Raw genomic sequence first — 12,538 nt, 5'->3', positions numbered from 1 at the left:
TGCCATCCTGCCAGCAATTAATTAGTCACTATTTTATCGTCTGTTTTTCACTCACTTCGGTAAAAAATAGTGGCCAAACCACTTCCCCAGATAAAACAAACGGTTGCCCGCAAAGCGCATGAATATTTCAATCAATGGCCAATTAATAACCTTACTCAAAAGGGCGTTTTGATTATTTATACCTGAGCATGAACCCGCAGAGTGTGTGTCATTATAAGCTTAACGACAGATGAACAGACTGTGTCCCATGAAACGCATCTTTATATCCGATTAGCTCCCTTCCCATCGCAATCCTTTGATTTCCCCCGATGTTGTATCCACACATACCTGATGTGTTCGGGGCGATCTGCTGTGGCAAACGTGTAAACATCAAACTGACAAGATGAACTCATGAACTGTGATAAACAACAAGCCATGTCCGGCGTTATGCTGGCGGCGATTGGCGTAGTCTATGGCGATATCGGCACCAGCCCGCTCTATACCTTGCGCGAGTGCCTGTCAGGTCAATTCGGGTTCGGCGTCGAGCCGGCCTCCATTCTCGGCTTTCTCTCGCTGATCTTCTGGCTGCTGATCCTGGTGGTGTCGGTCAAGTACCTCTCCTTTGTGATGCGGGCCGACAACGCCGGCGAGGGCGGCATTCTCACCCTGATGTCGCTGGCGACCCGCAACGCCTCCACCCGCTGGACGCCTCTGCTGATCATCCTCGGCCTGATTGGCGGCAGCTTCTTCTATGGCGAGGTGGTGATCACCCCGGCGATGTCGGTGATGTCGGCCATCGAGGGTCTGAGCATTCTCACCTCCGCCCTCGACCCCTATATCGTCACCCTCTCGGTGCTGGTGCTGACCCTGCTGTTTGCCATCCAGAAACATGGCACCGCCATGGTGGGCAAGCTGTTTGCCCCCATCATGCTGATCTGGTTTATGACGCTGGCGGTGCTGGGGCTGCGCGGCATCATCCACAACCCCGAGGTGCTGGGTGCGCTCAACCCCATCTGGGCGGTGCGCTTCTTTGTCCAGTACCAGACCACCTCCTTCTTTGCCCTCGGCGCCGTGGTGCTGGCCATCACCGGGGTGGAGGCGCTCTACGCGGATATGGGCCACTTTGGCAAGAATCCAATTCGCCTCGCCTGGTTTATCGTGGTGTTGCCGTCGCTGGTACTCAACTACTTCGGTCAGGGGGCGCTGCTGCTGAGTAACCCCGCCGCCATTGCCAACCCCTTCTTCCTGCTCGCGCCGAAATGGGCGCTGGTGCCGCTGCTGCTGCTGGCGACCATGGCGACGGTGATCGCCTCGCAGGCGGTGATCTCCGGGGTCTTTTCGCTGACCCGGCAGGCGGTGCGCCTCGGTTATCTCTCCCCCATTCGCATCGTTCATACCTCCGAGCAGGAGTCCGGCCAGATCTATATTCCGGTCATCAACTGGATGCTCTATATCTCGGTGGTGATCGTCATCATGAGCTTCGAGCACTCCAGCAATCTGGCGGCGGCCTACGGCATCGCCGTGACCGGCACCATGGTGCTCACCTCCATCCTCTCCTGCTCGGTGGCCAAGAACAGCTGGCACTGGAACAAGTATCTGGTGGCCATCCTGTTTGCCGCGCTGCTCTGTATCGACGTGCCGCTCTTTGCCGCCAACCTCGCCAAGATCTTCTCCGGCGGCTGGCTGCCGCTCACCCTGGGCGCTGTGATGTTCACCGTGATGACCAGCTGGAAGAGCGAGCGTTTCCAGCTTATTCGTCGCCTGAACGAGCACGGCAACTCCCTTGAGCCGATGATCGCCTCGCTGGAAAAATCCCCGCCGACCCGGGTGGCCGGCACTGCCGTCTATATGTCGCGAGTGGTCAATGTGATCCCTCATGCGCTGCTGCATAACCTCAAGCACAACAAGGTGCTGCACGAGCGGATCATCCTGCTCACCCTGCGGGTGGAGGATGTGCCCTACGTCCACAATGTGCGCCGGGTCTGCATCGAGCAGCTCTCCCCCACCTTCTGGCGGGTGGTAGCAAGCTACGGCTGGCGCGAGACCCCGAACGTGGAGGAGATCTTCCACCGCTGCAACGCCGAGGGGCTCAGCTGCCGGATGATGGAAACCTCGTTTTTTATGGCCCACGAGTCGCTCATCATGAAAGACCGCCCCTGGTATCTCTATCTGCGCGGCAAGCTCTTTATGCTGCTGCAGCGCAACGCCCTGCGCGCCCCGGATCAGTTCGAGATCCCGCCCAACCGGGTCATCGAGCTGGGATCCCAGGTGGATATCTGATGGCCTCTTAATGGCATTGAAAACCTCAGCAAGTAGAGAGGGAGGCATTGGCCTCCCTCTGTTGTTTGCGTTACACCCGATTACCTCCCCCCCTCATCCCCGGCCCTTCTCCCCCGAGGGGAGAAGGGGGCAAACCACCACGACCATATGTTGCCAACGGTGCAATTCACTTCGTTCATTGCACCCTACTCCCGGCATGCTGCCGATATGTTTGCGTTCTCGTGCGTCCGATTACGCTTCGCTAATCGAACCTACGGTTTCAACACTGACGGACTCTATCCGAACAGACCACCGACGTAGGGTGCAACAAGCGCAGCGTCGTACACCGCGAACATATGTCGGAGAGGTGCAATTCACTTCGTTCTTTGCACCCTACTTATGCTGCGTTTTCCAAGGTGACGAACCCTCTTGGCGGCTTCGTCACAAGTGACGAACGTCACAGTTCGACAACCACATTAGCGCGTTTACTCAACTACACGAAGATTTTTATTCATTTTAAAACAGCCACTTAAAACCAATTTCTCTGCAGAAACCAATCTGGCCCGTATCTTGCCAATCTGCCCCTACTTTCTCCGTTCGCGACACGACAAGGTAGGCTATGAACCGCTTCGTTATCGCTGACCCCAAGCTTTGTATCGGCTGTGGCACCTGTATGGCGGCCTGCAGCGAGGTACACAAGGCGCAAGGTTTGCAGCAAGCCCCCCGTTTAACCGTTATGCGACACGAGCAGGCGACCATGCCGGTTCAGTGCCGTCACTGTGACGATGCCCCCTGCATCAAGGTGTGCCCGGTCGAGGCAATTCGCCAGACCGGCGATTGCGTGCAACTCAACGAGTCGCTCTGCATCGGCTGCAATCTCTGCGCTGTGGCCTGCCCCTTTGGCGCCATCCAGAGCGGCGGCAGCCGTCCGGTAGCCGTGGCCACCAGTTACGACACCTATATCCCCTGCTCCATCCGCTCCAGCAACCCCTCCACCTCCGCCGGCCTGCGCTGCTTTGGCGAGGATCTGCTGAGCTGGGAGCCGGGTGTGCGCAGCATCGCCGTCAAGTGCGACCTGTGCGAGTTTCGCGCCGATGGTCCGGCCTGTGTCGGTGCCTGCCCCTCCCAGGCGCTGAAGTTGGTCAATGACGGCGACACCGAACGCGCCGCCCGTATCCGTCGCCAGCAAGCGGCCGACACCAACCCGCAAGGAGCCTCCGCCTTCTCGGCGCCTGCCACGGCGATCCCTGCATCCGATTTATCTACCACAGAGGGAGTTCGCTGATGTTGTCCCCCCTTGTTATGGCCACGCTCCTGCTCTTTTTGCTGGGCGCTGCCGCCGGTTTGCTGCTGCAAAAGCTGCCCGCACTGGCCAACCGCCTCAATAGCGGCTTTGCTCTGCTGGGGTCACTCGCGGGTCTGGTCGCCGCCATCCAGATCTTTGCTCAAGGCACCCCCGTCGACGGCCAGCTCTGGCTGCTGGGCTCAGTGCACCTCGACATGCTGGCCGCGCTGATGCTGCTGGTGATTAGCACCGTCGGCGTCGCCGTCGCCCTCTACTCCTTTGCCTATATCCGCGAATATCAGGGCAAGGGGGATGTGGCCATCGGTGCGCTGATGAACCTCTTCCTCTTTGCCATGGTGGGCATGGTTCTGGCCGACAACGCACTCGGTTTCTTGCTCTGCTACGAGCTGGTGACCCTCACCACCTACTGGCTGGTCAAGACCAACCCGGATGCCGCCAAACAGAGCCGTCTCTACTTGGTGATGAACCATATCGGCATGGCGCTGGTGCTGATCGCCTTCTGGCTGCTCTGCCGTGAAAGCGGCTCGCTGGAGTTCGCCGCGCTGCGCGAGCACCATCTGGCGGGCGGATTGGCCTCCCTGGTGTTCCTGCTCAGCTTCTGCGGCTTTGGCCTGCGCGCCGGTTTCGTGCCGCTGCACGGCTGGCTGCCGGTGGCCGAGCCCGTTGCGCCGTCCCATATCTCGGCGCTGATGTCTGGCGTCATGGTGAAGCTGGGTCTCTTTGGCATCTTGCGGGTCAGCATCGATTTTCTCGGCGCCAGCCAGCTCTGGTGGGGCTATGTGGTACTGATCTTCGGCGCCTGCTCGGCAGTGCTCGGGGTGCTGTTTGCGCTGGCCGAGCACGATCTCAAGCGGCTGCTCGCCTACCACACTGTGGAGAACATCGGCATCATCCTGATGGGGATGGGCATCGGCATGATCGGCATCGCCAACCAGCAGCCGGCGCTGGTGGTGCTGGGGCTGCTCGGTGCGCTTTATCACCTGCTCAACCACGCCATCTTCAAGAGCCTGCTCTTTATGGGCACCGGCTCGGTGATGTTCCGCCTGCACACCCGTGACATGGACAAGATGGGGGGCTTGGCCAAGCTGATGCCCTGGACCGCGCTGGCGTTCCTCATCGGTGCCATGGCCATCTCGGCGCTGCCGCCACTGAACGGCTTTGTCAGCGAGTGGTTTATCTATCAATCCCTGCTCTCCATGACCAAACTTGGCACCTCTGTCGTCGCGCCGCTCGCGGTAGTGATGCTGGCGGTGACCGGCGCCATGGCGGTGATGTGTTTCGTCAAGGTGTACGGCATCTGCTTCTGCGGCGCACCGCGCAGCGAGAAAGCGAGCCACGCCCGCGAAGTGCCGGGCGCAATGGTGGCAGGCACCCTGCTGCTGGCCGCGGTCTGTCTGGTGCTGGGTCTGGGCGCCCCCTGGATTGCCCCCCATATCGCCAGCTATGGCCAAGCCTTGGTTGCCAGCCAAATGAGTGTCGCCACCGGCGCCACCCTGCTGCCACTCGATAGCAGCCAGGCGATCCTCTCCCCGCCCGTTATCGCCATCACCTTGCTGGGGCTGTTCCTGATCCCGCTGCTGGTACTGACCATCTTCAAGGGGCCCAAGCTGGGTCGTCGTCACGCTGGCACCCCGTGGGCCTGTGGTTACGCCTATGAGGAGCGCATGAGCCTCACCTCTGGCGGTGTCACCCACACCTTGCGCCAACTCTGCGCGCCGCTCTATCGCAAGCAGCCGCAGCTCGATCTGACCACCGCCCTGCACGGGGTGAGCGATACCAGCGGGACGACTGGCTGGTTGCTGCATGGCGTTGTGCTGGCGCTCTTTATCCTGATGGCTGTAGGAGTCTGATATGCCTGTTCTTGAAATGCCGAGCTGGGGCATGGTTGCCCTCGCCCTGACCCAGGCCATCGCCATGCTGGCGCTGGCGCCGCTCGCTACCGGTTTTAACCGGGTGCTGCGGGCCAAGATGCACTCCCGTCAGGGGCCGGGCCTGCTGCAGGATTACCGGGATATCGCCAAGCTCCTGCGCCGCCAGGAGGTGAGCCCCGAGCCTGCCGGCATCATCTTCAACCTGATGCCTGCGCTGCTCATCGCAGCTCTCTTGCTGGTAGGGATGGCGCTGCCTACCCTGACTCATGAGTCCCCCTTCCCTATCGCCGGGGATCTCATCACCGACATCTATCTGTTCGCCATCTTCCGCTTCTTCTTCTCCCTCTCGGGGCTCGACAGCGGCAGCATGTTTGCAGGGATCGGCGCCCGCCGCGAGCTGACGCTGGGCATTCTGGTGGAGCCCATTCTGGTGCTCGCCTGCTTCATCATGGCGATGATGGTGGGCAGCTCGGATCTGGGCAATATCAGCAGTTATGTGGCGACCCAGCCGCTGGCCGCGCCCATCGCTACCCTGCTGGCCGGCGCCGCCTGCGCCTTCGCGGTGTTTGTCGAGATGGGCAAGCTGCCCTTTGACTGCGCCGAAGCCGAGCAGGAGTTGCAGGAGGGGCCGCTCACCGAGTATTCCGGTGCGGGCCTGGCCCTGCTCAAGCTCTCCATCGGCCTCAAGCAACTGGTGGTGGTGCAGCTCTTTCTGGTCATTTTCCTCCCCTTCGGCAAGGCGGCCAACTGGAGTCTGCCTGCGCTCATCGGCGCGGCGCTGATCCTCGCCTGCAAGCTGCTGGTGGCATTTTTGCTAGCCGGCATCATCGAAAACGCCATGGCCCGTACCCAGTTCGTGCGCACCCACAAGCTCACCCGCTACGGGTTGGGGCTGGCCCTGCTGGCGCTGCTCGCCTATCTGGTCGGGGTCTGAACCATGCCCGCCAGCACAGCACCTTTTTTCGATTTCATCATTTGTGAATGCTCATTCCCGAACATTAAAGTGAGAACTGCATGACCATCGCCATTTCGGATCGCATCGGCTGCGACTACATCCAGCAGGTGCGAGCACAACTGCCCCACGCCATCGTCGACGAGGAGTGGCAAACCGCCGATCAGGCCACCATCACCGTCAAACCCACCAGTCTGGTCGAGACCGCCAGCCTGATCTTCCATCAGCTGGGGGGCTGGCTTCCGCTCTCCTTTGCCAATGACGAGCGCAGCCTCAACGGCCACTTCGCCGTCTACCACGTCTTCTCCATGGAGGGCGACACCAAGTGCTGGATCACCGTCAAGGTGCTGGTGGATGCCGATACCCAGGAGTACCCCTCCATCACCCCGACCATTCCGGCGGCGGTGTGGGGCGAGCGGGAGATCCGCGACATGTACGGCCTGCGCGCCATCGGCCTGCCGGACGAACGCCGTCTGGTGCTGCCGGACGACTGGCCGGAGGATATCCACCCCCTGCGCAAGGACGCCATGGATTACCGCCAGCGCCCCATGCCCACCACCGACACCGAGACCTACCCCTTCGTCAACGAGCTCGGCAGTGATGCCAACCGCATCGTGCCGGTCGGCCCACTGCACATCACCTCGGATGAACCGGGCCACTTTCGTCTGTTCGTCGACGGGGAAGACATCATCGATGCCGACTACCGCCTCTTCTATGTCCATCGCGGCATGGAGAAGCTGGCGGAAACCCGCATGGGCTACAACGAAGTGGCGTTTCTGACCGACCGGGTCTGCGGCATCTGCGGTTTTACCCACAGCGTCGCCTACACCACCTCGGTGGAGAACGCCATGGGCATTAAGGTGCCGGAGCGGGCCAAGATGATCCGCGCCGTGCTGCTGGAAGTGGAGCGCCTGCACAGCCATATCCTCAACATCGGCCTGTCTAGCCACTTCACCGGTTTCGACACCGGCTTTATGCAATTCTTCCGGGTACGGGAGAAATCCATGACCCTAGCCGAGCTGCTGACCGGTGCCCGCAAGACCTATGGCCTCAACCTGATTGGTGGGGTACGCCGCGACATCTTCAAGGAAGATCGCATCAAGGGTGCCCAGCTGGTACGGGAGCTGCGTGATGAGCTCAAACCCCTGGTGGCCATGCTGCTGGATACCGCCAACATCTCTTCCCGCCTCATCGGTATCGGCAAGCTCGAGCCGCAAATTGCCCGCGATTTCAGCTGCGTCGGCCCCATGGTGCGGGCGAGCGGCTTCAAGCGCGACGTGCGTCGGGTTCACGACTTTGCCGGCTACCGCGAGCTGCCGATGGAGATCCAGACCAAGGCGGGTTGCGACGTGCAATCCCGGGTGCTGGTGCGGATCCACGAGCTCTACGACTCCCTCGACATGATTGAGTTCGGCCTGGAGCACCTGCCGGAAGGACCGCTTTTGACCGAAGGGTTCACCTACCAGCCGGGCAAGTTTGCGCTGGGCTTTACCGAGGCGCCCCGCGGCGAGAACGTCCACTGGAGCATGACCGGGGACAACCAGAAGTTGTTCCGCTGGCGCTGCCGCGCCGCCACCTACGCCAACTGGCCCGCCCTGCGCTACATGCTGCGCGGCAATACCGTGGCGGATGCACCGCTCATCATCGGCAGTCTGGATCCCTGCTACTCCTGTACCGATCGGGTCACCCTGGTCGACCCCAAGAAGGGCAAATCCACCGTGGTCTCCTACAAGGAGATCGAGCGCTACGGCATCGATCGCAAAAACTCTCCGCTGAAATAAGGGGTCATCATGACCAAGCTGTTCAAGACCATCCTCAAGGCTGGCACCCCGACCGCCAAGTACCCCTTCGCCCCTTACGAGGTGAACCGGGATTTTCGCGGCAAACCGAAATATCAGGCGGATCAGTGCATCGCCTGCGCCGCCTGCACCAAGGCCTGCCCGGCCAATGCGCTGGTGATGGAAGTGGATATGGAGACCGGCGAACGGCGCTGGGAGATCTCCATGGCGCGCTGCATCTTCTGCGGCCGCTGCGAGGAGGTCTGCCCGACCCGCGCCATCGCCCTCTCCCCCGAGTTCGAGCTGGCGGTGACCAACAAGGCGGACCTCTATGAGGAGGCCCGCTTCGCGCTGGCCCCCTGCACCCTGTGCGGCACCTACTTTGCCCCGAGCAAGCTGGTGGCGCTGGTGGAGGACACCCTCAAGCAGGCGGGCACGCCGCTCGCTCGCGATGCCAAGCCGCTTGCGCCGCCAGAGCGACTGCACCACTGCCCCGACTGCAAACGAAAACAGAGCATGCTGAGCCAGCCTGACTCGGCCCTGATCACACCGATAGCCACACCGATGGCCGCACAAAAGGAGTGGATGTGATGAGCAAGATCAAAGGCATAGAACCGGTTGTCGGCTATGCCCATACCCGCGCCGTGCCGCTGGCACAGGATCCCGAGATCACCAAACTCAAGAAGACCCTGCTCAAGGACATTCGCCGCTCGGCCTATGTCTACCGGGTCGATTGCGGCGGCTGCAACGCCTGCGAGATCGAGATCTTCGCCACCATCACCCCGCTGTTTGATGCCGAGCGTTTCGGCATCAAGGTGGTCGCCTCCCCCCGCCACGCCGACATCCTGCTCTTTACCGGCGCGGTGACTCGGGCGATGCGGGTGCCGGCCCTGCGTGCCTACGAGGCGGCGCCCGATCCCAAGATCTGCATCGCCTACGGCGCCTGCGGCTGTGACGGTGGCATCTTCCACGACCTCTACTGCGTATGGGGCGGCACCGACAAGATCGTGCCGGTGGATGTCTATATCCCCGGCTGCCCCCCCACTCCGGCAGCCACCATCTACGGCTTTGCCGTGGCGCTCGGTCTGCTTGAGCAGAAACTCAAAGCCACCAGCCACGAGGTGCAACCGGGTGAACGGGTCGAACTGCGCCACACCGGCATCCCCAATGAAATCCGGGTGATGATCGAACGTGAAGCGCGCCGCATGGCCGGTTATCGTCAGGGGCGGATCATCGCCGACGAGTTTATGGCCCTGCTCGAAGGGGCAACCCAGCAGGATGTGGATCTGCGCATCCAGAGCTACCTCGATCAGCACGACGATCCCCGCCTGGCGGAGATCGTCAACAACCTCGCAAACGCCTGTCTCAACCGGGCGGCCGGCAAGGGAGAGGCGGTGCATGGCTGACGAGGTTTTTTTCTATCGCCTCTCGCGCAAGTTCGTCGACGAGCAGTTCGACGTGCCGGAAGAGGCCAGGGAGGTGATGTACTACAGCCTCGCCATCGGCCACCACCTCGGCATTGTCGATTGCCTGCGAGCAGACCTGGTCTGCTCGCTGATCGGTTATCGCGACTGGGTAGCCAAGCTGCCAGAGGGGAGCGAAGCGCGCCGCAAGATGGAGGGGTTTCTCACCTTTGGCGAGATCACCATCTATCGCGAGCACTGCCATATGCTGGCCTGCGCCTTCGACCGACTGCGCAAAGCCGACAATGTGCTCGATGAGCAAGAGCTTGGCTGGACCAATACCTTTATGGATCAGCTCACCGCCCTCTTTAACGACCCCCATATGTACCTGATGGTAAGGAGCCGCTGATGGGCTGCAATCTCGTGTTGACCGTGGGCAATGCCATGATGGGGGACGACGGTGCCGGCCCCTATCTTGCCGACAAACTGCAGGCCGCCCCCCTGTCCGGCTGGATCCATATCGACGGCGGCATCGCGCCGGAAAATGTGGTCTACAAGGTGCGGGAGCTGCAACCGGAGCGGGTGGTGCTGGTGGATGCCGCCGAGATCGGCGAGAAGGCGGGTACCCTGCAGGTGATCCCCCCCGAGACCATCGCCGAGATGTTTATCTTCTCGACCCACAATATGCCGCTCAATTTCCTGATCGACGAGCTCAAGACCTTTGTCCCCGAGGTGATCTTTGTCGGGGTACAACCGGCCATCGTAGCGTTCTCCTTCCCGATGACCGAGATGGTGAGCGAGGCGATGGATTATCTTTATCAGCACCTTGATGCCGCCAAGGATACCGACTTGTTAATAGAGAAACTGGACAGCTGGAATATTTCCAACGCCAAGCGGTGATTATTTATCGAGTTGTTAACGACCGTTATTGATCAACGATTTCGGCAATGTGATCGAGGCCCGATGTTAAATTAAAAACATCGGGCTAATTGTGCTGAACTTGATATAAAACAAGGTTCTTTTATTTTTTCAAAAAATCGCTAACCCTCGCTTTTTTATGACAAAAAAAGCGTTGCCAGTCACAGAAATTTGCCACAAAATGGCGACCGTTACGGAAGTTGATGGGGTCTGGTGGCCTCCTCGGTCTTCAAAACCGATGTGAGCCGAGAAGGCTTTGGCAGGTTCGATTCCTGCCTCTTCCGCCAAATTTATCTATTGAACAAATACTCTCCCGCTGAATTTTTCGGCCTGGATGTTATTTCCATTGTTTGTTCAATATGTTTGAAGTAATACCTTAAAAAAGGTGCTTGCCGCTTGCCAATATAATCCGAACTCAGGTTATCTCGCTGGCCAAAAATTAATTTATCAGCATTGATGCAGCATTAATTTATACCCGCTCATTAATGCACCCAGTTTGCACTCATCCGCAAATCGCCAGCAGTGCCATAACCCGTCAGCTCGGCCTCTCTATCGGCAAACCGGTGCGCCTCCCGAACCCACGCACTGCACTGGTAATCCCATGCCGAACTCGTCTCACGCGCCAGCCATCCCCCACCGCCAGCCCGCATCAGGTCAGGCTGCCGACGATTCACAGCCAGATTCTCAGCAACAGCCCGGCCAGCAACCAACGCGCCGTTTGCCGCAAGTGGAACAGCTGCTGCAGCAACCCTTTCTCGCTAGGTTTATCGATGAACTCAGCCGCCCGTTGGTGACTCAGGCGGTGCGCGATACCCTGAGCGAGCTGCGCCAGAGCGAAGATTTTCGCCAACATGGCGTTGCCCCCGAGCAGATCGAGGCGCTGATTGCCAAGCGTTGCCGACAGCAGTTGCGCCAGCGTCAAACCCGGGTGATCAACGCCACCGGCACCCTGGTGCATACCAATCTGGGGCGCTCGCCATTAAGTCACGAGCTGTGGGACGAGGTGCGTGACCTCAACACCGGGTACAACAATCTGGAGCTGGATCTCGCCACCGGCAAGCGCGGCGGGCGCAAGGGGCTGATCGCCCCCCTGCTCCGTTGCCTCACCCAGGCCGAGGATTCGCTGGTGGTCAACAACAACGCCGCTTCGCTCTTTTTGCTGCTGCAGGAGGTGGCCAAGGGGCGCGAGGTGATCGTCTCGCGCGGCGAGCAGATCCAGATTGGCGGCGGCTTTCGCATTCCCGATATTCTGGCGCTCTCCGGTGCCAAACTGGTGGAGGTGGGCACTACCAATATCACTACCGCCAAAGATTACCTCGATGCCATCAACGATCAGACCGCGCTGGTGCTGATGGTGCACAGATCCAATTTCGCCATTCGCGGCTTTACTGAATCCCCCGATATCGGCGAGGTGGCCCGCGCCCTGCCCGAACATGTAGTGCTGGCGGTGGATCAGGGGTCGGGCTTGACCACCGAAGAGTTTGCACCGGATGAAACCTCGGTGCGCCAGTACATCAAGGCGGGGGCAGATCTGGTCTGCTATTCCGGCGACAAGCTGCTTGGTGGCCCGCAATCGGGCATCATCAGCGGCCGCAGCGATCTTATCAAGCGGCTGGAAAAACACCCCATGATGCGTACCTTCCGCCCGAGCCGCATCGTCTACTCCCTGCTCGAACGCCTGCTCATCCACAAGCTCAACAAATCTCCCGTCGGCGAGGGTATCGCCCAGCGCACCTTGAGCAACCCGACTGCCATGCAGGCGCGAGCCGATCAGCTGATGGCAGCCCTGCCCGGCTGCTTTGTGCCCGTTCCCGCCCAGCTGGTGGTGGGTGGCGGCACCCTGCCGGACGAGTTTTATCCGGCACCGGCGCTGGAGTGCACCGACCCGCGTCCGGCCCAGCAGTTGCTCGATGCCCTGCGCGAACTCCCCGTCCCGGTGATTGCCACCGTGCGCCAGCAGAAGGTACTGCTCAATATGGCCACCCTGCTGCCGACCGAGATGGAACTGCTTATCGCCCAACTCAAAGAGCTGCTGCTGCCCAGCCCGACCACTGCGACCGAGGAGCCTTGAT

At 60.5% G+C, this 12,538-nt stretch carries 10 protein-coding genes and 1 tRNA gene; all 11 read left to right on the top strand.

Going from position 1 to position 12,538, the window contains the following annotated elements; all coding sequences use genetic code 11:
- The first annotated feature begins 390 nt into the window (after window positions 1–390).
- Window positions 391–2,259, top strand: coding sequence for a low affinity potassium transporter Kup (gene kup, locus AB5Y71_RS10515; protein WP_368171521.1), 1,869 nt, complete (start codon window positions 391–393; stop codon window positions 2,257–2,259).
- A gap of 598 nt (window positions 2,260–2,857) precedes the next feature.
- Window positions 2,858–3,523 carry a 4Fe-4S dicluster domain-containing protein gene (locus tag AB5Y71_RS10510; RefSeq protein WP_005333313.1) on the top strand — a complete coding sequence of 222 codons (666 nt, stop codon included), beginning with the start codon at window positions 2,858–2,860 and terminating at the stop codon, window positions 3,521–3,523.
- Complete coding sequence (gene hyfB / locus AB5Y71_RS10505; protein ID WP_368171520.1) at window positions 3,523–5,394, top strand: hydrogenase 4 subunit B; 1,872 nt, start codon at window positions 3,523–3,525, stop codon at window positions 5,392–5,394. Before AB5Y71_RS10510 ends, hyfB begins: the two co-directional genes overlap by 1 nt.
- 1 nt (window position 5,395) lies before the next feature.
- A complete protein-coding gene (locus AB5Y71_RS10500; RefSeq protein WP_368171519.1) occupies window positions 5,396–6,349 on the top strand; it encodes a respiratory chain complex I subunit 1 family protein in 954 nt (317 codons plus the stop codon).
- Between the two features lie 80 nt (window positions 6,350–6,429).
- Complete coding sequence (locus AB5Y71_RS10495; RefSeq protein ID WP_335817110.1) at window positions 6,430–8,148, top strand: hydrogenase large subunit; 1,719 nt, start codon at window positions 6,430–6,432, stop codon at window positions 8,146–8,148.
- A gap of 9 nt (window positions 8,149–8,157) precedes the next feature.
- The gene (locus AB5Y71_RS10490; protein WP_368171518.1) at window positions 8,158–8,736 is read left to right on the top strand and encodes a formate hydrogenlyase complex iron-sulfur subunit; all 579 of its coding nucleotides are present in this window, start codon (window positions 8,158–8,160) and stop codon (window positions 8,734–8,736) included.
- Complete coding sequence (locus AB5Y71_RS10485) at window positions 8,736–9,551, top strand: NADH-quinone oxidoreductase subunit B family protein (RefSeq protein ID WP_024944977.1); 816 nt, start codon at window positions 8,736–8,738, stop codon at window positions 9,549–9,551. Before AB5Y71_RS10490 ends, AB5Y71_RS10485 begins: the two co-directional genes overlap by 1 nt.
- Window positions 9,544–9,957 (top strand): formate hydrogenlyase maturation HycH family protein, encoded by a 414-nt coding sequence (locus AB5Y71_RS10480; protein WP_236563238.1) that lies wholly within the window; start codon window positions 9,544–9,546, stop codon window positions 9,955–9,957. The genes AB5Y71_RS10485 and AB5Y71_RS10480 overlap by 8 nt, the downstream gene beginning before the upstream one ends.
- Complete coding sequence (gene hycI, locus AB5Y71_RS10475) at window positions 9,957–10,448, top strand: hydrogenase maturation peptidase HycI (RefSeq protein WP_368171517.1); 492 nt, start codon at window positions 9,957–9,959, stop codon at window positions 10,446–10,448. The genes AB5Y71_RS10480 and hycI overlap by 1 nt, the downstream gene beginning before the upstream one ends.
- A 213-nt stretch (window positions 10,449–10,661) precedes the next feature.
- Window positions 10,662–10,753: transfer RNA gene (locus AB5Y71_RS10470), tRNA-Sec, on the top strand.
- Between the two features lie 314 nt (window positions 10,754–11,067).
- Window positions 11,068–12,537, top strand: coding sequence for an L-seryl-tRNA(Sec) selenium transferase (gene selA, locus AB5Y71_RS10465; RefSeq protein WP_368171516.1), 1,470 nt, complete (start codon window positions 11,068–11,070; stop codon window positions 12,535–12,537).
- The last annotated feature ends 1 nt before the right edge of the window (window position 12,538 follow it).

The sequence above is a fragment of the Aeromonas sp. R9-2 genome (assembly GCF_040908025.1).
Lineage (GTDB): Bacteria > Pseudomonadota > Gammaproteobacteria > Enterobacterales > Aeromonadaceae > Aeromonas > Aeromonas veronii.
This window is presented reverse-complemented; position numbering and strand designations above follow the sequence as displayed.